Raw genomic sequence first — 24,418 nt, forward strand, 5'->3', positions numbered from 1 at the left:
GAAGGCAAGGCTTAGCCTTTCGAGAATTCGGGATATGCTTCCATTCCCAGTTCAGCCATGTCGAGGCCGTTGATCTCATCCTCTTCGCTGACACGAATGCCGACGGTGGATTTCAGGATTGTCCACAGGAACAGTGCGCCGACAAAGGTGAAAACGCCGTATGCGGCGATGCCCAGTAGCTGCGCGCCCAGACTCGCGTCACCGTAGAAGACGACGGCGATGGTACCCCAGATGCCACAGAACAGGTGAACCGGGATGGCACCGACAACATCATCGATCTTGAACTTGTCCAGCATCGGGACCGCGAAGACCACGATGATACCACCCACGGCACCGATCCACAGGGCACCGAACAGGGTCGGGGCCAGCGGCTCGGCCGTGATCGAGACCAGACCCGCCAGCGCGCCGTTCAGCACCATCGTCAGGTCGGGCTTCTTGTACAGGACTTGGGTCAGGACCAGCGCTGCAACCGAGCCCGAAGCAGCCGCCATGTTGGTGTTGGCGAAGATGCGTGACACGTCCGATACATCGCCCACGGTTCCCATCGCCAGTTGCGAGCCGCCGTTGAACCCGAACCAGCCCAGCCACAGGATGAACGTCCCCAGGGTTGCCAGCGCCAGGTTAGAGCCGGGCATCGGGTGAACTTTGCCATCTTTGTACTTGCCGATCCGCGGGCCTAAGATAAGGGCCCCTGCCAGCGCAGCCCAGCCACCGACCGAGTGTACGATGGTCGAACCGGCAAAGTCCGAGAAGCCCTTGGCATCCAACCAGCCGCCACCCCATTTCCACGAACCGGAAATCGGGTACATGATGCCTGTCAGCACGATGACGAAGATCAGAAAGGGCCAAAGCTTGATCCGTTCCGCCACGGCGCCCGACACGATGGACGCAGTCGCGGCCACGAACACAAGCTGGAAGAAGAAGTCCGAACCGACCGAAGCATAGTCCAGTGCCGCATCCGCCGGCGCAACACCAACCGCATCAAGCGTTGTGGTCGAGAAGAACGGGCCAAGCCAGCCCGTGATGGACCAGCCGTCGCCGGGATACATCAGATTGAACCCGATCAGCCAGTACATGATTGCGGCAAATGAAAACAATGCCACGTTCTTGATCATCTGCATGGCAACGTTCTTGGATCGTACTAGACCGCCTTCCAGCATGGCAAAACCTGCGGCCATGAAGAAAACAAGAAAGCCCGCCATCAGAAACAGCAGCGTGGTAAAGATATACTGGGTGTGCTGTGCCGCTTCGCCGGTTGCGGCGGCCTCTTGCGCAAGACCCATCTGCGGCAGCGCAACAATGGCGGCGGCAGGGATGAGAGATTTCATCAGGTTCATTGTCAGTCCTCGAATGATTGTGAATGGGCGCGCTTACAGCGCGTCCTCGTTGGTTTCCCCGGTACGCACACGCAGCGCCTGTTCGACATCGAGGACAAAAATCTTGCCGTCACCGATCTTGCCGGTCTTGGCGGTTTTGGTGATCGTCTCGACGATCTGGTCGGCCATTGTCGCAGGCACCACGATCTCAAGCTTGATCTTGGGCACGAAGTTCACCGCATATTCGGCCCCACGATAGATTTCGGTGTGACCGGACTGCGAGCCGAAGCCCTTGATCTCGGTTACCATCATGCCGCGCACGCCAGCCTCGGTCAGAGCTTCGCGCACCTCCTCCAGCTTGAACGGCTTGATTGTCGCAATGATCAGTTTCACGTCTTTCCCCTCTGGTTGTCCGGTGGGACCGGCTTGTTTGCACCTGCAGAAAAAAAGCGCGCCGCGACGCAGTAAGAAACGCTTTCGGGGTCAAAACCTGCCGGGAAGTAATGCAAAGTTGCACATTTTTTGCACAACTTGGGCATTGTGCCCAATAAATGAGCGCTATAGAGAGGGGAAATTCCGGAAATTCGGACCTCTACATACTGCGGTTGTCGAGGTATGGTGACCAAAAAGTATAACCGGGCAGAGTTTGAGCATGACTGAGTCCAAGCGCCGCAAGCCGACATTGGTCGCGGATAAACGGTACCCTTCGAAGGGCCGAAAACTGGCTGCGACCAAAAGCACGGCGGGCAAGAAATCGACGGTGCGCAAACCGACCACGCGCAGGAAAACCCGCAAGTCATCAGGGGGTAAAGGCGGTGGTATCTTTCGCCGTTTGTTCCGATGGATCTGGCGGTTGATCTGGGGATTGACCTGGCGTGTCGGTGCGATTTCGGCCATGCTGCTCGCGCTGGCGGTGGGTATCGTTTACGCCACGTTGCCGGATGTCGATGCCTTGCTGGATGGGCGCGCGCGGGGTTCCGTGACCTTGCTGGATCGTGACGGCAAGGTCTTTGCCTGGCGTGGCGATCAGTTTGGTGGCGTGATCACGGCCGATACCGTGTCTCCGCATCTCAAGAACGCAGTCATCGCAACTGAAGACAAGCGATTTTACCGGCATTTCGGGGTCAGCCTGCGTGGCGTCGCCAGCGCGGTCAGCATCAACCTGAGCGAAGGGCGCGGGCCTCTGTCCGGGCATGGCGGGTCGACCATCACGCAACAGACCGCGAAACTGCTGTGTCTGGGTGTTCCCTATGATCCCAGCGATTGGGATTCCGAGGCCGCGTATGAGGCCGACTGCCGTCAGGGTTCCTTGTGGCGCAAGGCTAAGGAAGCCGTCTATGCGCTGGCAATGGAGGTGAAATACTCCAAGGACGAGGTTTTGACGATCTACCTGAACCGTGCCTTTCTTGGCGCAGGCGCGCGTGGGTTCGAAGCCGCAAGCCAGCGCTACTTTGGAAAATCCGCCGCCGAGGTTTCGCCCGCAGAGGCCGCGATGCTGGCTGGTCTGCTGGTTGCGCCTACACGCTATGCACCGACCAACAACCTGCAACGGTCTCAGGATCGGGCGCGGCTGGTGATCGGTCTGATGGAGGATCAGGGATATCTGACCGCCGCACAGGCCAGCGAAGCGCGTACGCGACCGGCGCAACTGTCTGAAGCGGCAGCTGCCCGAGCGGGCGGTTACTTCGCAGATTGGGTTGTTTCGGAACTTCCCAGTTATTTTGGCGACAACACAACCGAAGATGTTGTAATCCAGACGACTTTGGATCAGCGGATTCAGCGATCGGCGGAAGAGGCTTTGCAATTCATCTTTCAGGAAAAGGTGCGGGAAGGTTCCAAGGCGCAGGCGGCCATCGTGGTCATGTCCGCGGACGGAGCGGTAAGAGCCATGGTCGGCGGCCGAGAAACACGGGTTGCCGGGGTGTTCAACAGGGCCACCATCGCCAAGCGCCAAACCGGTTCGTCCTTCAAACCTTTTGTCTATGCCACCGCGCTGGAACTCGGCTATTCCCCGCTGGATACGGTGATGGATGAACCTTACTGCGTGGACATTCCCGGGTCCGGACAATGGTGCCCCAAGAACTATACCAACAAGTACTACGGGCGGGTGTCACTGGCGGATGCGTTGAAGAACTCGCTGAACATTCCGGCGGTGAAAGTTGCTGAGATATCGGGCTTGGATAACGTCCGCACGGTGGCCAGTGGTTTTGGGATTGCCAGCGATCTGGCGCAAGGGCCTGCCCTGGCGCTGGGCGCGTCGGAAAGCACGCTGATTGAGATGACGGGGGCTTATGCAGGTATTCTGAACGGTGGCTCTGCCGTCGAACCTTATGGCCTGACCGAGCTGAAGCTGCTGGGTGATGAAGCACCTGTCATGGTCACGACAACCGGTATCGGTGAACGGGTGATCAACGACGCGGCCGCCAAGCAGCTGACATGGATGATGGAACGTGTAGTGTCCGAAGGCACAGGTGGACGGGCAAAGTTGCCTGGCTGGCAGGTCGCGGGCAAAACAGGCACGACCCAAGCGGCGCGGGATGCGTGGTTCATCGGTTTTACTGCGGACTATGTAACCGGTGTTTGGATGGGCTATGACGACAACACGCCCCTGTCTGGTGTGACCGGCGGCGGTTTGCCCGCGGAAATCTGGAGAGAAACCATGCTGCGTGTCACCGAAGGGATGACACCGACACCCTTGCCGATGATGGCACCAGCACCGCCGGTTCAGGTCGCACAGCCACAGCCACGCCGAAAGCGCGGAGGTTTTGCCGAGGACATCAACAATCTGCTGAAGAATATTTTTGGCGGAAACTAGAGCCTTCTTTGATGGAAAAAACGAAAAAGGCGGTGCACTGGGCACCGCCTTTTTGCCATTTCGCTAATTGCGTGTTTCAGACGCTGGCATCCAAGGCCGCAAGGATCGCGTCGCCCATTTCAGTGGTTGATACGGGCTGAACGCCCTCCTCTGCGAGCAGGTCGCCGGTGCGTACACCATCGGCCAGTACTTTCTCGATCGCGGCCTCCAGACGATCCGCTTCTTCGCCCTGATCAAAGCTGTAGCGCAGGGCCATGGCAAAGCTCAGGATACAGGCGATCGGGTTGGCTTTGCCCTGACCCGCGATGTCCGGAGCCGAGCCGTGGACGGGTTCATACATTGCCTTGGGTCGACCATTGGCCATCGGTGCGCCCAGAGAGGCCGAAGGCAACATGCCCAGCGACCCGGTCAGCATCGCGGCGCAGTCGGACAGGATGTCACCGAACAGGTTGTCGGTCAGGATCACATCAAACTGTTTCGGAGCGCGCACAAGCTGCATCGCGCCGTTGTCGGCATACATATGGCTCAGTTCAACTTCGGGGTAGTCCGCTGCGACGCGGGTGACGACTTCGCGCCACAGGATGCCCGATTCCATCACGTTGGCTTTTTCCATCGAGCACAGCTTTTTGTTGCGGCGCATTGCCAGTTCAAAAGCCGAGCGCGCGGCACGTTCGATCTCGGATTCGGTGTAACGCTGGGTGTTGATGCCGACGCGTTCGTTGCCTTCCTCGAAGATGCCGCGCGGCTCACCGAAATAGACGCCCGACGTCAGTTCGCGGACGATCATGATGTCGAGACCGGCAACGATGTCTTTCTTTAGCGACGAGAAATCGGCAAGCGCGTCAAAACACTGCGCGGGGCGCAGGTTCGAATACAGGTCCATTTCCTTGCGCAGGCGCAGCAGGCCACGCTCGGGCTTCAGGCTGAAATCCAGATCGTCGTATTTCGGACCGCCGACAGCGCCCAGCAAAACCGCGTCAACCTCTTGCGCCTTTGCCATGGTCTCATCGGAGAGAGGCTTGCCGTGGGCGTCATAAGCGGCACCGCCCACCAGATCCTCGCTCACGTCAAATTGAAGACCACGATTGGCACCGAACCAATCGATGATTCTGCGCACTTCGGCCATAACTTCTGGGCCAATTCCGTCTCCGGGCAGGATGAGGAGCGAGGGGTTGGGCATGAAGGGTCTCCTTGCGTTTTGTTGCACAGGCCCTAGCGTCTGCGCAGCATCGGGTCAATGAGACAGACCTGTCAAAACACAAGGAAAATACATGCTGACACCTGGAAATCCGGTTCCTGCACTGAAAATTGAAACCGTCGCCCATGGCAGTTTCGACCTTGAGACCAACAAGGGCGAAAACGGAACGCTGGTGATTCAATATCGCGGATTGCATTGTCCGATCTGCATCAGACAGATGACCGAGGCCGAGGCGGCGCTGGACGATTTCGCGGCGCTGGGTGTCGAGATTATCATGATCACCACCGATACCGCCGAACGTGCCGCTGAAACCGCCGCAAAAGCCAATGTTTCCCGCTTGCGCGTAGGCCACAGCCTGCCCCTGTCTGAGGCGCGGGAGGGTTGGGGGCTGAACATCTCGACCAAGCGCGAAGGCAGTGCCGAACCAGACCTGTTTGCGGAACCCGGACATTTTTACATCGCACCTGACCGGACGCTTTATTTTGCGTGGCAACAGACCACGCCTTTTGGACGTCCGTCGATGTCGGATATCGCGGGTGGTCTGAAGTTCACTTTGGGCAATAACTACCCGGCGCGCGGAACGTATACGGGCCCTCTTTGATCCTCAGAGGCTGGCTTTGAGCCCTTCTGCCAGCAAGTCCCAGACCCTGCGGATACGTGGGGTCTGGCGCATGGCCTGCGGCGCAGCCAACCACACGGGCAGAACCGGGATTTCAACATCCAGAGGCAAGATTTCGACATCCGGGTCGGCTTCGGCCATCTGGACCTGGCTGAAGCCAATGCCGCATCCTGCGCGGATCAGTTCCCAATAGGCGCTTTGCAGATCGCAGCGGGTCGCAAAACTGTTGCGGCTTGCGGGCCACCCTTTTTCGCGCATGGCCTTGATGATTTCCTGATTGGCGTCAAACCCCACTAGGTCGTGGGAAAAAAGTTCTTCGGGTGTCTTGGGGCGTCCCCTACGGTCGAGATAGGACTTGGCCGCGCAAAAGCATAGCGGCACCTCCCCCAGATATCGCGAAATGATATCCATCTGCGCCGGGCGATACATGCGAACGGCAATATCCGCCTCGCGGTATAACAGGTTTTCCGTGGTGTCTGTGGCGACCAGCTCAAGTTGAATGGCGGGTTCCTGCCTTCGGATATACGCCAGAATCGGTGGCAGCAGGTGATGCGACGCGAAGACCGAAGCGGTGATGCGGACCGAGCCTTCAAGTTGCTGCGACTGCCCTGCGGCGGCAAGGCTGAATGCAGTCATGGCGCTGTGCATTTGCTGCGCCATCGGCAAAAGCTGGGAACCTGCCACGCTCAGTTTCAGGCCGCGCGCGTGCCGGTCGAACAAGGATACGCCCAGTTCGGTCTCAAGGCTTTGTACTTGTCGTCCCAATGTGGGCTGGCTGCGATCAAGATGCCGTGCAGCGGCGGACAGGGACCCCGTTTCGGCCACGGCCAGAAAGCTCTGGATCAGAGACCAATCCGCATGTGTCAGTGCTTTATCCATTCAAAATTGAATACACATTCTGCATTTCTCGGCAATTCAATACGTGCATTGAATGGATAGATTGGTCTGAAACAGGAGGCATCAATGACACAAACTGCACTGATACTCGGCGCATCGGGCCGGTTTGGGCGCAATGCTGCAAAGGCGTTTCGGAATGCAGGCTGGGCCGTGCAGACATTCCGTCGCGGGTCCGGTTCTCTTTCCCAGGCGGCTAAAGGGGTGGATGTCATCGTAAACGGGTGGAATCCGCTCTATCCTGATTGGGCGCGTGAAATGCCCGACCTGACCAGACGTGTGATAGACGCCGCGTCCGAGACTGAAGCCACTGTATTGGTTCCCGGCAACGTCTACGTTTTTGGACCGGACACGCAAGGCCCATGGTCCGGGATTACACCGCACTTGGCCACCAATCCACTTGGCCGCATCCGGATTGATATGGAGGAGGCGTATCGCGCTTCAACCGTCCGTACGATCCTTCTGCGTGCGGGCGATTTTATTGACACAGAGGCATCAGGAAACTGGTTCGATCAGGTCATGATCAAGCATCTGTCGCGCAATCAGTTCGTGTATCCCGGAGACCCGGAGGCCCTGCACGCCTGGGCCTATCTGCCAGATCTTGCACAAACTGCAGTCGCGCTGTGTGAAATCCGAAAGGATCTGCCGCGGTTCTGCGATGTTCCTTTCGCTGGCTATACTCTGACCGGAACTGAGATCGCGCAGTCTTTGTCGAGAGTGACAGGACGGGACATATTCGTGAAGCCGATGCAATGGTGGCCATTGCAACTGGCGCGACCATTCTGGCGCATGTCCTCACACCTGATTGAAATGCGGTATCTGTGGCAGGTGCCGCACCAGTTGGACGGATCGTACCTGACCGAGTTGCTGGGTTCTGTGTATCAGACAGATCTGGATGATGCATTGCGTTCTGCGATCTCTCCCAGCCTTGTGGCTTTGCCCTATGCGAACGGAGAGTCGGTCACGCCTTAAGGCAGGGTGACGTCAACCCAGACCAATCGGTGCCTGCTGGCACGTAGGGCAGATTCGTATAGCTTGCTGCCTTCTTCCGGCCACGTCACACCGGCGTCCGAAATGCGCAGGTCGGCGGACGGCAACACATAATCCACGCGCATTTCACCCGTGGCCTTCCAAGCGACCGTTGAGGTCGAGCCTGACGGGTCTTTCGGCAGCGGGTCTTGCAGACGGGGATGGGCCAGAAGGGACTGAATGGCCTGTTTACGGCCCTCCCCACGCGTTGGGTCAAGGTTGGCATCGCCGGCGATCAAAAAGGGACTTTCGGGGACTGGCCCCAGTTCACCGTTCAGTAAAACGGACCAGAGCCGGATCTCATCCTGATTGCGCAAGCCATTTCGATCCTCGGGCCCATCGAAAACGGGTGGCGTCGCATGAAAGGTCATCAAGTTGAGCCGCCCATAAGGGGTTTCGATCGGTACAACCCAGTGTGCGGTCGAAGACAGGCGTTGTATCTGATGTGCCGCGTCAGACGGGAAGGGGTGCCCGTTTACGCCAGGCAGGGTGGCGCCCGGTAAACTGCGCCACAACAGTTCGGAATAATCCTGAACCTCGGCGGTGATAATTTCGTATCGCGACAACAACGCCAACCCACCCTGACCGGTGAACTGCCCCCAGCCTTGCGCGTCGCCGGGGCCTTGGGTCTTGTCATCACCGTCCAGATCAAGCGAGGTTTCCAGGCCGGCATTGGGTTGTGTGGCAAGGTAATATCCATAATCAAGCCCCGCGTTGCGCAGTTTCCCAATCAGGGCGATTACAGCGGTATTGTTCAGATCCCAGTCGATACCCTGAAGGGCGATTATGTCAGGGCGCGCCGACGCAATAACGTCGACAACGGCCAGAACCTGCGCGTCATCGCGTTGAATGTCGCGAAGCAACAAACCGGGACCATTTCTGCTAAGCTCGGTATTATAGGTGGCAATGCGCACGACTTCTGCCTGTGCCGCAAAGGGCAGCCATAGCAGACACAAGATGCGGATCATGCGGTCTGTGTTGACTCGCTGGTCGAATAGGCGCGGCGTTTTTCCATGATCAAGCCCGCGATCCTGAGGGTCGCCATGCCGCGAATGATCATGCTGGCGGGCAGGAAGGCCCATGCGCTCATGGTCCAGATCAAGGTCTGTGGATTCCCGAGGGAGATCGGGGCGATCACACTGCTCATCAACTTGATGATCGCCGGAATGAGGAATGGCAGCAGAATGCCGATACAGATGTTCAGGCGGCCATCCCTTTGAAGGCGCGTAACGACATCACCCCCTTTGGTCGGGTCAAACAGCGGCAAGTTAGTCCACACATTGAAGGCGCCATTGCCGGTTGGCCATCCCCGAACCCTGACCGCATAGGCAAAGCTGACAATCGTGACCAAAGCCGCAACATAAGCCACGCTGGCCGTGATGCGGACCAGTTCGATCAAGGCGTGGCTGGCATCCGGGGGTAACATCAGCACGATGAGGCGCACCGGAGAATAGGGGAAGTCCACCACATTTGCGACAGCCAGGCCAACCGAATAAGAGAATGTGGTCAGCTGCGTTGGTTCAAAGGCGTTTTTGCAGATCAGCGTCAGAAAGGTGACCATCGACATCAGGCCGACAAACCGAAGGCGATTGACCGGGGGCGCGTCGCGGAATTCGATAAAGCTGGGAAATGCGGAATTGTATTCGGCAAAGGTCAGGATAAACGCGAGGATCGCGAGAAAGACCAGTATCTCGGTCCCGTTCGTAGATGAGACAGGCAGGTACAACGCAGGTGTCAGCACCATAAGTGCAACAAGTATACCGCGTATAGCCGCCCCTGTTGTGCGCGCAATCACTATCCGAACCCTTTTTCAAACCGGATCAGCCGATCTTTGTCGACTTGTTTCCAACTTGCGCCCGTCGCTTCGTCTGACGTTGACGGATCCTCTTTAGCGCCAACATGAACGATAAGCGGCATTTTGCTCAAGCCGAGGTGCAGAAAACACGTGATTTCGGGCAAAAAGATGGCGCAACTGGTGCGGTATTGCATCATTTTCGACGCAAATCCGACGTGTATCTCAAATTGATACCCACATGTTGTGGTTTTCAAAAAATCAACCCCAAGAATGCGAGCGGGGCCGCCTTGGCGACCCCGTCAGGTTGAGTATCCACAGATTCGCCCCCAGAATCACACCCAGGGACGGGCCTGACTGGCGTGATCCTCGAACTTGTCGATGTGATGATCTTTTTCCATCGTCAGCCCGATATCGTCTAGACCATTCAGCAGGCAGTGCTTGCGGTGAGGATCGATTTCGAAATCGATCACGATGCCGTCCGATGTGGTGATCTGCTGATCTTCCAGATGTATGGTCATGCGGGCGTTTTCGCCTTTATGCGCATCATCCATCAGGATCGCGTGGTGTTCTGCCCCGACAACGATCGGCAGAATGCCGTTCTTGAAACAGTTGTTGAAGAAGATGTCGGCAAAACTGGTCGAGATCACGACCTTGATGCCGAAATCCTTGATCGCCCAGGGCGCGTGTTCGCGCGAGGACCCACAGCCGAAGTTGTCGCCTGCAACCAGAATCTCGGCCTCGCGATAGGCGGGCTTGTTCAGGACGAATTCTTCATTCTCCTGACCGTCATCGTGATAGCGCATCTCGTCGAACAGAACGATGCCCAGGCCGGACCGTTTGATGGTTTTCAGGTGCACTTTCGGGATGATCATATCGGTGTCGATATTGATCAGCGGCATTGGGGCGGCCACCCCGTGGACTTTTTCAAACTTATCCATGTTCACACTCCTGCGGGAGAGGGCCGCGCCCAGGCCCCGCGTTAAGCTTGTTTCGTTTCTTTTGGAGCGTCCTTGACGAAGAACGCCATGAAGACAAGGCCGAGCCCGTTAAAGATCATTTCGATCCCCAGCAGGATGCCCAGCAATTGCAGCAGCACCGAAGGATCCATCGCGGCAAAGCGCCAGATCAGGATCGCCAGAACAATTGACATGATGCCCGAGACCAGCGTCGCCCAGAAATACTGTGTTCCGCGCATCTGGAACGATAGGATCACTCGGGCAATGCCGCCAGCCATGAACAGGATCAGGCAGACGGTTGCCAGCGTCAGCGTTCCTTGCAGTGGGTGATCCAGAAAGGACCAGCCCAGAAACAGCATCACGACACCCATGATAAATGACAGTATCTTGTTGCCGGTCCCTTCGACTGTGAAGCCGCCAACAACCTGCAATGCGCCAGAAATCAGCAGCAATACACCTGTGACCACCGTCACGGTAATTGATGCCACGACCGGTGCGCCCAGCACAAAGATGCCGAACATGATGGACAGAAGTCCAAGCAATAGCCATTTTGTCCAGTCACTCATGTCTTCAATCCCTCAAATATCCAGTTATGAGGGCAGCTTACATCATTTCACGGACGTCTGTCAGCCGTCCTGTGATTGCCGCTGCGGCGGCCATTGCCGGGCTCAGCAGGTGGGTACGCCCGCCCCGGCCTTGACGGCCTTCGAAGTTGCGGTTCGAAGTCGCGGCGCAGCGTTCACCCGGTTGCAACTGGTCGGGATTCATCGCCAGACACATCGAACATCCTGCCAGACGCCATTCGAAACCGGCTTCTTTGAAGATATCCGCCAGACCTTCTTCTTCGGCCTGCGCGCGGACCAGACCCGAGCCCGGAACGACCATGGCGCGTATGCCGTCCTTGATCTTTTTGCCCTTCAGAATCTCGGCGGCAGCACGCAGGTCCTCGATCCGGCCGTTGGTGCACGAGCCGATAAAGACAGTGTCGATCTCAACTTCGCTCAGCTTCTGGCCGGCTTTCAGCCCCATATATTCGATGGAGCGGCGGGCCGCGTCGACTTTGCCACCTTCGAAATCTTCGGGGTTCGGGACGGTTGCGGTGATCGGCAGAACGTCCTCGGGGCTGGTGCCCCAGGTCACGACCGGCGCGATGTCTTCGCCGCGCAGGGTGATGACCTTGTCGAAATGCGCGCCTTCATCAGTAAAGAGCGTTTTCCACCATGTCAGAGCCGCTTCCCATTGCGCCCCTTTCGGCGCGTGAGGGCGACCTTTGACGTAGTCGAACGTTGTTTCATCCGGCGCGATCAGACCGGCACGAGCACCGCCTTCGATTGCCATGTTGCAGACGGTCATGCGACCTTCCATCGACAGATCACGGATTGCTTCACCGCAATACTCGATGACATAGCCGGTACCGCCAGCGGTGCCGGTCTCACCGATTACGGCCAGAGTGATGTCCTTAGCGGTCACGCCCGGTTGCAACTTACCGGTGATTTCCACCTTCATGTTCTTGGACTTCTTCTGGATCAGCGTTTGCGTTGCCAGAACATGCTCAACCTCAGACGTACCGATACCGTGAGCCAGCGCGCCGAATGCACCATGGGTCGCTGTGTGGCTGTCGCCGCAGACAACGGTCATACCCGGCAGGGTCCAGCCCTGTTCCGGGCCAACGATGTGGACAATGCCCTGGCGCACGTCATTCACCGGGTAGTAGTGAATGCCGAAATCCTTGGCGTTCTTGTCCAGCGCTTCGACCTGAATGCGTGATTCCGGGTTTTCGATCCCGTTCACGCGGTCCGGCGTGGTCGGCACGTTGTGGTCCGGTACGGCGATGGTCTTTTCCGGCGCGCGCACCTTGCGGCCTGCCATGCGCAGCCCTTCAAAAGCCTGCGGGCTGGTGACTTCGTGCACCAGATGGCGGTCGATATAAAGCAGGCAGGTTCCATCATCGGCTTCGTGCGCGACATGGGCATCCCAGATCTTGTCATAGAGTGTCTTGGGGGACATCGGTCCTCTCCCGTATGAAATGAGAAATAGCTGGCGAGTTGGCTCAGGCGACGGATAGGCGCGCCAGAACCGTGCGGGCAGCGCCAAAGAACCGTTCACGCAAGCGCGCGCGATCTTCCAGATTCTGAAGTTGGGCCACATTGAGTCTCATGCGGTTCAGATATACCGCGCCCTTCCGGCAATCAAGGTTCAAAACCGGTGTCAGGCTTGCATCACTCCGCATTGCTGTTCAAGCTGGCCCGCAGGAGACGTGCATGAACCAAGACCTGATCCCAAGTACGCTGACTGACCTCTATAACAACATGGTTGCGGCTTTTTCCGCGCAATTTGCAAAGCTGCTTGATCTGATCGTCACGCCGGGCTGGCGACAATATCAACTGCTCATCATCCTGTTGCTGTGGGCGCTGGCTTTGCTGCTGAAATTCCTGACCCAGTCTAGATGGGATGCCTGGGCCCGTTCACGCACGGGATGGCCGAAATGGCGGCTCCGGGTTCTGGTACAGTTGATGCGGCGGTTGGCGCTGGTCTACTTCATCCTGCTTTCGTGGGCATTGTATCTGATCATGCAGCAGCTCACCTGGCCGTCGCGCAGCTATATCATCGGGGTGATAGCTACGCTGGCGGCGGCATGGCTGGCAATAGCACTGGTCGCGAGACTGGTCCAAAACCGCACGCTTCGCCGGATTTTCAAGTGGGCAATGTGGATCTACGCAACGCTAGTCGCGCTGAATCTGACAGATGATGTCGCGGGTTTTCTTGACGGAGTGGCGATTTCCATCGGGGACCTGCATATTTCGGCCCTTGGTATTCTCAAAGCCACATTGCTGATTGGCATCCTGCTGACACTGGCCCGTATCGGCACGCGCGCAGCCGAACGCGCATTGCAAAGCAATGACGACATAACCCCGTCCATGCAGGTGCTATTGTCAAAAGGCATACAGGTTCTGCTTTACGGGGCAGTCTTTATGGCTGCGATCCGAACGTTAGGGTTCGATCTGACCGGCATCGCGCTTTTGTCCGGCGCCATCGGCGTGGGTATCGGGTTCGGTTTGCAAAAAGTGGTGTCGAACCTGATATCGGGGATCATCATCCTGATGGACCGCTCGATCAAGCCGGGCGATGTGATCTCGTTGGGGGATACGTTCGGTTGGATCAACTCGCTTGGCGCGCGATATGTGTCGGTCGTAACACGGGACGGGCGCGAGTACCTGATCCCAAACGAAGATCTGATTACCAACCAGGTGGTGAACTGGTCGCATTCCGACCGGTTCGTGAGATTGGATCTGGATTTTGGTACCAGCTATGACGACGATCCGCATAAAGTGCGCGCAACCGCAATCATGGCGGTAAAGGCGGTTGCCCGGGTCCTGAGCGGCGGCAAACATGAACCGGTTTGCCACATCACCGGATTTGGTGACAGCAGCGTGGACTATGTGCTGAGGTTCTGGATCAGCGACCCGACAAAGGGGCTGACCAATATCCGGGGCAACGTCTATCTGGCGCTTTGGGACGCATTTAAGGAAGAAGGTATCTCGATCCCCTTCCCGCAGCGCGAAGTCCGGCTGTTGTCGGACGGCGCAACTGCGCAACAGATCATCACAGAGTAAGCGTCTGTGTACGCCCTGCCGCGTGCATTCATTGAAATGTTGCATTCCCCTTGCTACCTTATTAGTACCCCGGCGCCGGGGTTTCACGGCGTGCAGCAAAGGAGGACTATGTCCTGTCTCTACATACACAGGCGGGTTTGCCCGCCGATGATGGGGTCAACATAATGGCCCACTCTCAGTCAATCGGCGACAAGCTGCTTGAACGAATCCTTTCCTCACTTTCCGATGACAAGGCCGAAGACGTCGTGCAGATCAACCTGCAGGGCAAATCATCGGTTGCGGATCACATGGTGATTGCCTCGGGTCGGTCGACCCGTCAGGTTTCGGCCATGGCGGAAAAGCTGACGGATCGCATCAAGCAGGAATTCGGTTTCACCTCGAAGGTCGAAGGCAAGGACACCGGCGACTGGGTGCTGATCGATACGGGCGACGTCATCGTCCATATCTTCCGCCCCGAAGTGCGTGAATTCTATCAGCTGGAAAAGATGTGGCTGCCTCAGGGCGGCAGCGCCTCGGCGAACTGAGGCGCCATCCCGGCCTGCATTAACAGGCCGGAGGCGAGAGAAATATGCGTATCAGCATAGTTGCGGTCGGGCGATTGCGCGCCGGACCCGAGAAGACACTGCTTGACGATTACCTGACCCGTTTTGACCGGACCGGCCGTGCGCTGGGCCTTGGGCCTGCGCAGGTGATCGAGGTTGAAGACAAGAAAAACGCAGGCATGGCAGCCGAGGCCGCGCTGCTGCGCAAGGCCCTACCCAAAGGGGCAGTGTTGTGCACGCTGGATGAACGGGGGCGGGTCATGTCCTCGCCCGATTTCGCGAAGAAGCTGGGTGATTGGCGCGACGCGGGCCGGCAGGACCTGGCATTTGTTATCGGTGGCGCGGATGGAATCGACCCAGTTCTGCGGGCCGAGGCGGATTTTTCCATTTCATTCGGGTCAATGGTCTGGCCCCATATGCTGGTCCGTGTGATGCTGGCCGAGCAACTTTACCGGGCCGCGACCATTCTGTCAGGTGGCCCCTACCACCGGGTCTGACATGGCGCAGCTTCTGATCGTTTATCACTCCCGCACAGGCGGTGCCCGGCAGATGGCCGAAGCGGCGGCCGAAGCAGCGCGAGGTGAGGCTGACACAAAGCTTATGCCTGCCGATCAAGCCGGGCCGGAAGATCTGCTGGCTGCCGATGGCTACATCTTTTGCGCGCCAGAAAACCTGGCGGCAATTTCGGGTCTGATGAAGGAATTCTTCGACCGCTGCTACTACCCGGTGCTGGGAAAACTAGAAGGCCGACCCTATGCGCAGATGATTTGCGCAGGATCAGATGGCGAAAACGCCGCCCGTCAGATCGCACGGATAGCCACCGGTTGGCGATTGAAAGCTGTTCAGCCTCCGCTGATCATCTGCACCCATGCGCAAACGCCCGAGGCCATTTTGGCCGAAAAGACAATCCCGCAAGACCAGCTGGATCAATGCCGCGAGACAGGAGCCGCTTTGGGTGCGGGTCTGGCCATGGGTATTTTCTGAGGATCAATCCAGTTTGACCACTGTGGTGCCTTCATTCCATCCATCGACGATGCACCGTGCCTGAATTTGCACCTGTGTCATGCCTTCGGGAATGACCACCCCGCCCAGAGAGCGGGTAAAGGGTTGTTCGGTTTCGTGTGGATGGAGCAGGACGCGCATTCCCAACTCGTTTCCATCCATATCCAGAACACGCCAGCCGTCGGCGTAATGGTCCCAACCCGTGTCGGGATGCCGGATCGTCGCATCGAACCGCCATGTTTCGCCGTTCGCACTAGTGCGGACCTGTTCGATTGTTGGCGGGTCGGCAAGGGCAGGGCTGGCCATTAAGGCACAGAGAATCAAGTATCGCATCGCACCAGTGTAGCCAGTGAGGTAGCGCATCGGTATCACGTATCCGTGCTGGCGGCTCGAGCCATCAGTATTTCCCGGGAATGTGAGGCGAACTCGCGCCGATACAAGACGCCAAACGTGACCGCTGTGCCCAAAAATAGCGCGACAGGTCCAAAAAACCACGCCAGCGATGCCAATGCAAAATAGGTGGCGCGCAGGCCACGGTTGAAGCTGCGCGCTGCGGTGACACAGATCTCGGCCGCCTGACCGGCGCGGGGATAGGTTTGCGGGTCTTCGGGGTCATTGGGAACTGCAGCCATCAACACGGCGCAATACCCGAAAAGGCGGTGCGCCCACACATATTTCAGAAATGCGTTGGCCAGCAGCAATACGACGAAAAGGATCTTGATCTCCCAGACCATTGCCGGAACACTGCCGATGGCAAGGTCGATTGCGACGCCTGCCAGTCTTTCAGTGTTGCCCAGCAGGGCCAGCCCGCCCCCGATGGCAATCATCGTGGTCGACGCGAAAAATGTACTGCCCTGCCGCATGGCCGCCACGACTTGCGCGTCGAACATGCGCGGTTGGCGGGTCACCATCTCGCGCATCCAGTCGCGCCGGTAATCGTCCATCATGAGGGCTACGGATTGTCTCTGCGGCGACGGATGTTCGATTTTCCACCCGATCCACAGCCACGCACCCAGCAGCAGAAGCAGTGATGCATAGTCCAAAGGGGCAAAAAGAGCGGCGCGTTCGATCCAGGTCATGGCCGCGACAGTAAGGCCGGGCATGGGAACTTGCCAGAGTAAGAAATTGGTAATATTATTTTACCAAAAGGAGTGATGCCATGGAGATGCCAAAGCCAAGCCCGGATGTTCTGAGCCGGAAATCTGCGCTTGTTGCGCGGCTGTCGCGGGTTCTGCCCGAAGATGCGATCATCCATGACCCCGCCGAAACCCGCGCTTACGAGTGTGACGCTTTGACAGCCTATAAATGCCCGCCGATGCTGGCCGTGCTGCCGTCAAGCACACAGCAGGTTTCGGACGTTCTGCGCATTTGTCATGACGAAAACGTGCCTGTGGTGCCGCGCGGCGCGGGCACTTCACTGGCCGGTGGAGCCTTGCCCACGGCGGATTGCGTCATTCTGGGCGTCGCACGGATGAATGAGGTGTTGGAAATCGACTACGACAACCGCTTCATCAGAGTACAGACGGGTCGCACCAATCTGAGCGTTACCGGCGCGGTCGAGGAGGAGGATTTCTTCTACGCCCCCGATCCGTCTTCGCAGCTGGCCTGTGCCATTGCTGGCAATATTGCGATGAACTCGGGCGGAGCGCATTGCCTCAAATATGGGGTAACAACAAACAACCTGTTGGGCGTGACCATGGTCATGATGGACGGCAGCGTTGTCGAAATCGGTGGTGCGCATCTGGATGCACCAGGTCTGGATCTGTTGGGCGTCATCTGTGGGTCCGAAGGTCAACTGGGTGTGGTGACCGAGGCCACGCTGCGTATTCTTCGCAAGCCCGAGGGCGCACGACCGGTCCTGATGGGTTTTAATGACAATGAGGTTGCGGGGCAGTGTGTCTCGGACATCATCCAATCGGGCATATTGCCGGTCGCGATCGAGTTCATGGATACATTGTGCATCAGGGCCTGCGAAAACTTTGCCCATGCCGGGTATCCCGATTGCAACGCGCTGCTGATCGTCGAAGTGGAGGGGTCTGACGCTGAAATAGATTTTCAGCTTTCGAAAATCATCGAGATAGCAAAACGCCATGACCCGGTTGAATTGCGCGAAAGCCAGTCGGCTGAGGAAAGCGCTAAGATCTGGTTGGGTCGGAAATCTGCATTCGGTGCCATGGGACAATTGAACGATTATATGTGTCTGGATGGCACGATCCCGGTGTCAGCCCTACCAACCGTTCTGCGTCGTATCGGAGAATTGAGTGAGGAGTTTGGGTTGCCGGTCGGAAATGTGTTCCACGCGGGCGACGGAAATATGCATCCGCTGATCTTGTTCGATGCCAACAAACCCGGCGATCTGGAAAAATGCGAAGCTTTTGGGGCAGAGATTCTGAAGCTGTGTGTTGACGAGGGTGGCTGTCTGACTGGGGAACATGGTGTGGGGATCGAAAAGCGGGATCTGATGTCTCATCAATATTCACCTGCCGACCTTGAGGCGCAGATGGCGGTTAAGGACGTTTTCGATCCTAAATGGCTGCTGAACGCGGCCAAAGTGTTTCCGCTCGACGTGTCGGAGCCGCGGCGTATGGCTGCAGAATAAGGGGGCGCTGCCCCCTTGCCCCCGGAGTATTTTGAAAAAGATGAAGCCAATGAGACCTGAGACTGAGGCCGATCTGGCAAAGCTGGTGGCCGGGTTGGAAAACCCTGTACGCATTGTCGGAGGCGGGACGCGTGGAATTGTCGGTCCGCATGCAGAAATCGAAACCGGAGCTTTGCGCGGTATCACGCTATATGAACCCGGGGCGCTGACCCTTGTTGCACGGGCAGGGACGCCTTTGGCAGAGATCACGGCGGCGCTGGAAGCAGAGGGCCAGCACCTCGCATTTGAGCCGATGGACCATCGCGGTTTGCTGGGAACACAGGGTGAACCGACCATTGGCGGTGTCGTCGCGGCCAATATTACGGGCCCGCGACGGATTCAGGCCGGGGCCTGCCGGGATTTTCTGCTGGGGGTGCGCTATGTCGATGGGCGCGGGCAGGTGATCAAGAACGGTGGCCGCGTCATGAAGAACGTCACCGGGTACGATCTGGTCAAATTGATGGGCGGGTCCTGGGGTACTTTAGGGGTTTTGACCGAGGTCTCGCTGAAGGTGTTACCCAAACCGGAACGGGCGGCAACATTATCTGTTGCGGTTCGGGATGCTGGCACTGCGGTTCGGGTGTTGTCCGCTGCACTGAGATCGCCGTTCGAGGTAACCGGGGCTGCGTATGATCCCGACGCCGGGAAAGCCCTGCTTAGGGTCGAAGGCTTCACGGATGCGGTCGCATATCGTACAGGCAGGTTGACGGCTGAACTGTCCCGGTTTGGGGAGATTTCAGAAGAAGCAGATGCAGACACGCTTTGGGCTGGTATCCGCGATGCTCATCCGTTTCAGGGGCAGGACGGGGATGTCTGGCGGCTTTCCGTAAAACCCGGAGATGCGGCCGAAGTTTCTGCGCGTGCTGAAGCGGATCAGTTGCTTTTTGACTGGGGCGGCGGGCTTGTCTGGCTGCGCGTCCCGAAAGGTACGGATCTGCGCGCGCGGCTTGGAGTGTTTTCCGGCCACGCGACACTTGTGCGTGCGGATGCTGAAACGGTCGCGCGACTGGAGCGCTTTCAACCGGAGAACATGGCCGTCTCGACCCTGACAAAGGGATTACGCGCGAAATTTGACCCACGTGGTTTGTTCAATCCGGGGCTGATGGGATAGGTTTATGCAGACATCATTCACTGAACGGCAGCTGCAAGACCCGGCAACCAAGCGCGCAAACGAAATTCTGCGAAATTGCGTCCATTGCGGATTCTGCACGGCGACTTGCCCGACTTATCAGGTTCTTGGCGATGAATTGGACAGTCCGCGCGGGCGCATCTATCTGATCAAGGATATGCTCGAAAACGAGCGGCAGCCCGATGAAAAGACGGTCAAACATATCGATCGGTGCCTGTCCTGCCTGGCTTGTATGACCACTTGCCCATCCGGCGTACACTATATGCATCTGGTCGATCACGCGCGTGAATATATCGAGGCGAATTACAAGCGCCCTTTGGCGGATCGTATTTTGCGTTGGGTTCTGGCGCAGATCCTGCCCTATCCGATGCGCTTTCGCTGGGCCCTGATCGGGGCTAAACTGGGTCGCCCGTTCCGGTTCTTGATGCCAGATGCCCGGTTGCGTGCCATGCTGGACATGGCGCCAATGAACATTCCACCTGTCAGCCGCAACGATGATCCACAAAATTTTGCGCCCGAAGGCGAGCGGAAAAAGCGGGTGGCCCTGATGACGGGATGCGCGCAGAAAGCGCTGAATACCGACATTAATGACGCCACGATCCGTCTGCTGACCCGGCTTGGATGTGAGGTTGTGGTGGCTGAGGGTGCTGGATGTTGTGGAGCACTGACCCATCACATGGGCAAGGTGAAAGACAGCCATGCAGCCGCAATCGCCAATATCAGGGCCTGGATTCGCGAGATGGACGGCGACGGATTGGACGCCATCGTGATCAATACCTCGGGCTGTGGGACGACAGTCAAGGATTACGGGCATATGTTCCGAAACGACACGCTCTCGGATGATGCTGCGCGGGTCTCGGGTATTGCGATGGATATCAGTGAGCTGGTTATGCAGCTGAATTTGCCCGAAGGGCGTGATCAGGACCTTACTGTTGCGTATCACGCAGCCTGTTCACTGCAACATGGGCAGAAGATCAAGACCTATCCCAAAGACCTGCTGAAACGTGCCGGGTTCAAAGTGGTCGAGCCCGCCGACAGCCATTTGTGCTGCGGTAGCGCAGGGACTTACAACCTCATGCAGCCGGAAATCTCGGGTCAGTTGAAGCAGCGTAAAATAAAGGCACTGGAGGTCAAGAAACCCGATATCATCGCCGCAGGCAATATCGGCTGCATGATGCAGATCGGGTCCGGCACCCAAGTGCCAGTCGTTCATACGGTCGAGCTGCTGGATTGGGCGACAGGGGGGCCAAAGCCACCCGCCTTGCAACGGGCAGAGGGCGCTGTTCCCATATTGCGATGAGCCGCCCTGATGCCGACCCGCATCATTTCCTCAGGAAATTCCCCTGTACACCGATCGCCCTATTTTCGCCCAACGGGGCACGTACGACAAAAGCTTCAGAGTGAGTCTCCGGAGACCCGAGTGCGCAACTGGATTAAGGCGATTGTGCTTTGTGCTTTGCCGATGGCGGCTACAGCACAGGACACCAGGCTGGAAAGCCTGGAGACCTCGGATTCCGGGCGCGAATGGATGGCTGTCGGGCGTCTGGATATTGCCGGAAAAGGGTTTTGCACCGGAACGCTTGTGTCGCCGACCCTTGTGCTGACAGCTGCGCACTGCCTGTTCGACAAGGTGTCCGGGCAGCGGGTGAACCCGTCCGATATCGAATTTCTGGCTGGGTGGCGGCTGGGCCGCGCTCTGGCCTATCGAACGGCAAGACAAGCTGTAATTCACCCGGATTATCAATTCAGTGCCGAGTCGTCGACGGACCGTGTCGGCGCGGATGTCGCCCTGATCGAGCTTTGGCAGCCGATCCGCAACACATCGGTCATTCCGTTTGAATCAGGAGATCAGCCCCGCCGGGGTGCGGAAGTGGGCGTGGTGTCTTATGCACATGACCGGTCAGAAGCGCCTTCGTTGCAACAGGTTTGTTCGGTCATGAACCGGCAGGCAGGCGTTATGATCATGTCCTGCGACGTCGACTTCGGATCTTCAGGGGCACCGGTTTTTTCCTTTACAGGCGCTCGCCCTCAAATCGTGTCGGTTGTGGCGGCAAAGGCCAGCATGGATGGCCAGAGCGTTGCGATCGGCACTGCGGTTGAACATTCGCTGCAACTGCTGCGCGACGAGCTGTCTGCCGGGCACGGATTTGGATTGTCGACCTCCGGTTCAAGTACCGGCAAGAACGTCGGTGCAAGGTTTGTCAGGCCATGACCAAGGTCTTATTAATTTTGCTTTTGGGCCTGAGTGTTCTGGCGACCGCATCCCATGCGCAAGCCAACAAACGCAAGCTGACAGACCGGGATGACCTTTATGGTTGGGAAGCAATCGGGCGGCTGGATGTGCGCGAAGAGTCCTATTGCACAGGTACGCTGATCGCGCAGGACATGGTGCTGACCGCTGCCCATTGTGCTGTGGACCGCCGTACCGGGGAAACATACGCGCCCAAAGACATCACGTTTCGTGCGGGTCTGAGCAACGGCAACGCGTTGGCCGAGCGTCAGATTACGCAGATTGCGGTTCTGCCCGGCTACGCTTCAAATAACCCGCTTTCGCACGAAGGTGTTCGGATGGATGTCGCCCTGATGCGGCTGAATGAGCCCATTCCGTATTCGATTGCCGATCCTTTCGTGTTGCACAGCGGGCGAGTTTCGGGAAACGAGATCAGCATAGCCTCGTATGGGCGCGGACGATCCGAGGCGATCACGCGCGAAAGGTCGTGCCGCGTATTGGATCGCAGGCAGGGCCTGATCACATTTGATTGCGACGTCACCTTCGGGTCTTCCGGATCCGCCATTCTGGTAAAAAACGGTTCGCGCTGGCAGGTTTTGTCCGTGGTTTCAGCGGTAGGCACCAACGGTCGCAGAAAGGTGGGGTTCGGCATGGAGCTTGACGGAATAGTGGCCGAGCTCAAGTCCATCATGCGGCGCGATGCGCCAAAACCAACAGCTACGATCCGCCGGTTACAGGCTGGGTCCGGCGCGTCCGGGTCTGGCGCGAAATTCATCAGCTCCGGCGGGGGTTGAACTCGGTCAAATCGCTTCCCATGTCACTGATATCGGATCGCCACAACGGGGTCCGTCATCAACATTGGTCCGTCCAGCCGGAGGGCCAGATCGTGAATCGCTCAAAAATGAGGATATGACACATGCGTACATTTGATTTTGCACCGCTGCACCGCGCCACCATTGGCTTTGACCAGATCGCCGACATGATGGATCGTGTTCTGACCAATGATGTGGCACAGCCAAGCTATCCACCCTATAACATCGAAAAAACCGATGTCGACACTTACCGTATCTCGGTGGCCGTCGCCGGTTTTTCAGAAAGCGACCTGTCCGTTGAAGTGAAAGAAAACGCGCTGGTTGTTGCAGGTAAGAAGGCATCCGAGGACAAGAGCCGCAGCTATCTGCATCGAGGCATCGCAACCCGCGCGTTCGAGCGTCGCTTTGCGCTGGCCGATCACGTCCGTGTCACCGGTGCAAGCCATGAGAACGGAATGCTGAACATCGACCTGAAGCGCGAAGTGCCCGAGGCACTGAAACCGCGCCGGATCGAAATTACCTCGGCTAAAGCCATCGAAAAAGATGTGGTTGACGCCAAGGCCGTGAACTGAGGCTTTGAAAGCCTAGCGGCAGTCTCCTCCTCCCGGACTGCCGCAACACCCGCGCCCCGCGTTCCTCCAGACGCGGGGCGTTGTTTTTTTGATGAAAACGCCTTTGCATATCAAAGCGTGGGCCCGGTAAACTCCGCTACACTAATCGCGAACCTGTGCTAGAACTTGCAGATGTCGACGACATCCACGCAGACTAGACCGGCTATTCCTCAACCGCTTGCGGTTGTTGGCGTTCTTTTCGCTTCAATTTGTTTCGGGCTTGTTCCCTATTTCAGCAGGGGGCTGACCGAGCAGGGCGTCGCACCTTTCGCGGTCGCATTCTACCGCTACATCGTTCCGGCGGTTTTGTTACTGCCAGTTCTCGTCGTACATCGAACAGCCTGGCGCGAGATTTGTTGGGGTCTTGCGGTCGGAGTGGTGATGGGGCTTGGCTGGATCGGATATGTCACAGCCCTAAAGACACTGCCCGCATCGACGGTGGGCGTGCTCTATATGACATATCCGGTTTTCACGTTGATCATTGCGTGGGCTTTGTTCGCCGATACTCCCACAAGGCGTGCGATTCTTGCTTCTGGTCTCATAATTCTGGCTGCCATCATAGCAGGCTCGCCAGCATCCGTTCCGGTCGAGCACATTCCTACGCTTTTAATCTCGCTGGCGGCGCCATTTGGTTTTGGCTTCGGGATTTCTGTTCTGGTCCACAGGTTGTCCCGAATTGCGCCACTTGCACGTATCGCCTCGGTATCTCTGGGATCGGTACTTGGGCTTTTGCCTTTGATGCTGAATGCAGACGTTTCCACGCTGCTTCCTGAACGTCAGTCCGATTGGGTTCTGATCATTGGAATTGGATTGGTCACGGCGCTTGTGCCGCAGCTTGTCTACACGATCTGTTCGCCGCTGATCGGCGCTTCTCAAACTGCGGTTGTCGGAAGCATTGAATTGCCCACGATGTTTGCAGTCGGGTTCTTTGCGTTTGGAGAAGCGATCACAACTGCGCAAGCCATAGCCTGTGCTTTGGTCTTAGGGGCGATTACAATAACCAGAAGTCGGGTGACGCGCACCGTAACGACCGTGATAGCGAAAAACGAAAAGACGTAAGTTTGGGATCGTATCGAGCCCCATACGAAAAGTTCCTGCGATGCTTGCGCGTGGGGAATTCATGCTTGGTGAAATAAGTTTATTTCCCAGCCGCCACCGGTCCGTTTGACCCGAACAACGCCTCGCCTGCGGGCAGAATGGCCACCGCCCCAAGGCGAT

Annotated in this window: 27 protein-coding genes; 15 read left to right on the plus strand and 12 right to left on the minus strand. The window is 57.6% G+C overall.

The features are described from left to right. Positions 1 to 11: 11 nt before the first annotated feature. The gene (locus ACR0BF_RS15860) at positions 12 to 1,337 is read right to left on the minus strand and encodes an ammonium transporter (RefSeq protein ID WP_480474686.1); all 1,326 of its coding nucleotides are present in this window, start codon (positions 1,335 to 1,337) and stop codon (positions 12 to 14) included. A 33-nt stretch (positions 1,338 to 1,370) separates the two neighbouring features. Further along, a complete protein-coding gene (locus ACR0BF_RS15865; protein ID WP_117871083.1) occupies positions 1,371 to 1,709 on the minus strand; it encodes a P-II family nitrogen regulator in 339 nt (112 codons plus the stop codon). 259 nt (positions 1,710 to 1,968) lie between these two features. Between ACR0BF_RS15865 and ACR0BF_RS15870 the strand changes: the two genes are divergently transcribed. Further along, positions 1,969 to 4,131, plus strand: coding sequence for a transglycosylase domain-containing protein (locus ACR0BF_RS15870; protein ID WP_480625291.1), 2,163 nt, complete (start codon positions 1,969 to 1,971; stop codon positions 4,129 to 4,131). 76 nt (positions 4,132 to 4,207) lie between these two features. Here ACR0BF_RS15870 and leuB read toward each other — a convergent pair whose 3' ends face one another. Continuing rightward, complete coding sequence (gene leuB / locus ACR0BF_RS15875; RefSeq protein ID WP_480555310.1) at positions 4,208 to 5,311, minus strand: 3-isopropylmalate dehydrogenase; 1,104 nt, start codon at positions 5,309 to 5,311, stop codon at positions 4,208 to 4,210. Between the two features lie 91 nt (positions 5,312 to 5,402). Here leuB and ACR0BF_RS15880 point away from each other — a divergent pair, with 91 nt between their 5' ends. After that, positions 5,403 to 5,930, plus strand: a complete 528-nt coding sequence (locus ACR0BF_RS15880; protein ID WP_480474688.1) for a redoxin domain-containing protein — start codon at positions 5,403 to 5,405, stop codon at positions 5,928 to 5,930. Positions 5,931 to 5,933: 3 nt separating this feature from the next. On the opposite strand, the gene ACR0BF_RS15885 is transcribed toward ACR0BF_RS15880, so the two are convergent. After that, the gene (locus ACR0BF_RS15885; RefSeq protein WP_480494501.1) at positions 5,934 to 6,827 is read right to left on the minus strand and encodes a LysR family transcriptional regulator; all 894 of its coding nucleotides are present in this window, start codon (positions 6,825 to 6,827) and stop codon (positions 5,934 to 5,936) included. A gap of 84 nt (positions 6,828 to 6,911) precedes the next feature. Between ACR0BF_RS15885 and ACR0BF_RS15890 the strand changes: the two genes are divergently transcribed. Then, entirely contained in the window at positions 6,912 to 7,814 is a 903-nt protein-coding gene (locus ACR0BF_RS15890; protein WP_480625292.1) for a Rossmann-fold NAD(P)-binding domain-containing protein, read from the plus strand. On the opposite strand, the gene ACR0BF_RS15895 is transcribed toward ACR0BF_RS15890, so the two are convergent. Together ACR0BF_RS15895 and ACR0BF_RS15900 are read right to left on the minus strand one after the other, a co-directional pair. Beyond that, on the minus strand, positions 7,811 to 8,839 hold the full coding sequence (locus ACR0BF_RS15895) for an endonuclease/exonuclease/phosphatase family protein (RefSeq protein ID WP_480625293.1): 1,029 nt from the start codon (positions 8,837 to 8,839) through the stop codon (positions 7,811 to 7,813). The genes ACR0BF_RS15890 and ACR0BF_RS15895 overlap by 4 nt on opposite strands. Next, positions 8,836 to 9,666 (minus strand): hypothetical protein, encoded by an 831-nt coding sequence (locus ACR0BF_RS15900; RefSeq protein WP_480606478.1) that lies wholly within the window; start codon positions 9,664 to 9,666, stop codon positions 8,836 to 8,838. The genes ACR0BF_RS15895 and ACR0BF_RS15900 overlap by 4 nt, the downstream gene beginning before the upstream one ends. Before the next feature lie 104 nt (positions 9,667 to 9,770). On the opposite strand from ACR0BF_RS15900, the gene ACR0BF_RS15905 reads away from it, so the two are divergent. After that, positions 9,771 to 9,974 (plus strand): hypothetical protein, encoded by a 204-nt coding sequence (locus ACR0BF_RS15905; protein ID WP_480474697.1) that lies wholly within the window; start codon positions 9,771 to 9,773, stop codon positions 9,972 to 9,974. 24 nt (positions 9,975 to 9,998) lie between these two features. Here the strand turns inward: ACR0BF_RS15905 and leuD are convergent, their stop codons facing one another. The 4 genes from leuD to ACR0BF_RS15925 are packed head-to-tail and all read right to left on the minus strand — an operon-like array spanning position 9,999 to position 12,768. Then, on the minus strand, positions 9,999 to 10,604 hold the full coding sequence (gene leuD, locus ACR0BF_RS15910) for a 3-isopropylmalate dehydratase small subunit (protein WP_480625294.1): 606 nt from the start codon (positions 10,602 to 10,604) through the stop codon (positions 9,999 to 10,001). Between the two features lie 41 nt (positions 10,605 to 10,645). Beyond that, a complete protein-coding gene (locus ACR0BF_RS15915) occupies positions 10,646 to 11,188 on the minus strand; it encodes an HdeD family acid-resistance protein (RefSeq protein WP_480520084.1) in 543 nt (180 codons plus the stop codon). 37 nt (positions 11,189 to 11,225) lie between these two features. Further along, complete coding sequence (gene leuC, locus ACR0BF_RS15920; protein ID WP_480474700.1) at positions 11,226 to 12,629, minus strand: 3-isopropylmalate dehydratase large subunit; 1,404 nt, start codon at positions 12,627 to 12,629, stop codon at positions 11,226 to 11,228. Positions 12,630 to 12,672: 43 nt separating this feature from the next. Then, positions 12,673 to 12,768, minus strand: a complete 96-nt coding sequence (locus tag ACR0BF_RS15925; protein WP_245220657.1) for an isopropylmalate isomerase — start codon at positions 12,766 to 12,768, stop codon at positions 12,673 to 12,675. Between the two features lie 115 nt (positions 12,769 to 12,883). On the opposite strand from ACR0BF_RS15925, the gene ACR0BF_RS15930 reads away from it, so the two are divergent. The 4 genes from ACR0BF_RS15930 to ACR0BF_RS15945 all read left to right on the plus strand — a co-directional run bounded on the left by ACR0BF_RS15930 (position 12,884) and on the right by ACR0BF_RS15945 (position 15,762). Next, a complete protein-coding gene (locus ACR0BF_RS15930) occupies positions 12,884 to 14,236 on the plus strand; it encodes a mechanosensitive ion channel family protein (protein ID WP_480555305.1) in 1,353 nt (450 codons plus the stop codon). 164 nt (positions 14,237 to 14,400) lie between these two features. After that, positions 14,401 to 14,760 (plus strand): ribosome silencing factor, encoded by a 360-nt coding sequence (rsfS, locus tag ACR0BF_RS15935; protein ID WP_480625295.1) that lies wholly within the window; start codon positions 14,401 to 14,403, stop codon positions 14,758 to 14,760. A 44-nt stretch (positions 14,761 to 14,804) separates the two neighbouring features. After that, a complete protein-coding gene (gene rlmH / locus ACR0BF_RS15940) occupies positions 14,805 to 15,275 on the plus strand; it encodes a 23S rRNA (pseudouridine(1915)-N(3))-methyltransferase RlmH (protein WP_480520078.1) in 471 nt (156 codons plus the stop codon). Between the two features lies 1 nt (position 15,276). After that, entirely contained in the window at positions 15,277 to 15,762 is a 486-nt protein-coding gene (locus ACR0BF_RS15945; protein ID WP_480520076.1) for a flavodoxin family protein, read from the plus strand. A gap of 3 nt (positions 15,763 to 15,765) precedes the next feature. Here ACR0BF_RS15945 and ACR0BF_RS15950 read toward each other — a convergent pair whose 3' ends face one another. Then, a complete protein-coding gene (locus ACR0BF_RS15950) occupies positions 15,766 to 16,113 on the minus strand; it encodes a hypothetical protein (protein ID WP_480625318.1) in 348 nt (115 codons plus the stop codon). A 35-nt stretch (positions 16,114 to 16,148) separates the two neighbouring features. Next, positions 16,149 to 16,859 carry a DUF599 domain-containing protein gene (locus ACR0BF_RS15955; protein WP_480606580.1) on the minus strand — a complete coding sequence of 237 codons (711 nt, stop codon included), beginning with the start codon at positions 16,857 to 16,859 and terminating at the stop codon, positions 16,149 to 16,151. 80 nt (positions 16,860 to 16,939) lie between these two features. On the opposite strand from ACR0BF_RS15955, the gene ACR0BF_RS15960 reads away from it, so the two are divergent. From ACR0BF_RS15960 to ACR0BF_RS15990, 7 genes are all read left to right on the plus strand, one after another. Next, positions 16,940 to 18,379, plus strand: coding sequence for an FAD-linked oxidase C-terminal domain-containing protein (locus tag ACR0BF_RS15960; RefSeq protein WP_480494513.1), 1,440 nt, complete (start codon positions 16,940 to 16,942; stop codon positions 18,377 to 18,379). A 49-nt stretch (positions 18,380 to 18,428) separates the two neighbouring features. After that, positions 18,429 to 19,529, plus strand: coding sequence for an FAD-binding protein (locus ACR0BF_RS15965; RefSeq protein ID WP_480625296.1), 1,101 nt, complete (start codon positions 18,429 to 18,431; stop codon positions 19,527 to 19,529). 4 nt (positions 19,530 to 19,533) lie between these two features. Continuing rightward, a complete protein-coding gene (gene glcF / locus ACR0BF_RS15970; RefSeq protein WP_480625297.1) occupies positions 19,534 to 20,847 on the plus strand; it encodes a glycolate oxidase subunit GlcF in 1,314 nt (437 codons plus the stop codon). Positions 20,848 to 20,967: 120 nt separating this feature from the next. Continuing rightward, the gene (locus tag ACR0BF_RS15975) at positions 20,968 to 21,759 is read left to right on the plus strand and encodes a trypsin-like serine peptidase (RefSeq protein WP_480520066.1); all 792 of its coding nucleotides are present in this window, start codon (positions 20,968 to 20,970) and stop codon (positions 21,757 to 21,759) included. Next, a complete protein-coding gene (locus ACR0BF_RS15980) occupies positions 21,756 to 22,571 on the plus strand; it encodes a trypsin-like serine peptidase (protein WP_480625298.1) in 816 nt (271 codons plus the stop codon). The genes ACR0BF_RS15975 and ACR0BF_RS15980 overlap by 4 nt, the downstream gene beginning before the upstream one ends. 122 nt (positions 22,572 to 22,693) lie before the next feature. Then, positions 22,694 to 23,161: an Hsp20 family protein gene (locus tag ACR0BF_RS15985; RefSeq protein WP_480474711.1), complete on the plus strand. Its 468-nt coding sequence runs from the start codon at positions 22,694 to 22,696 to the stop codon at positions 23,159 to 23,161. 171 nt (positions 23,162 to 23,332) lie between these two features. Next, positions 23,333 to 24,259, plus strand: coding sequence for a DMT family transporter (locus ACR0BF_RS15990; RefSeq protein WP_480625299.1), 927 nt, complete (start codon positions 23,333 to 23,335; stop codon positions 24,257 to 24,259). Positions 24,260 to 24,418: the final 159 nt, after the last annotated feature.

This window comes from Ruegeria sp. AG7, from assembly GCF_056541545.1.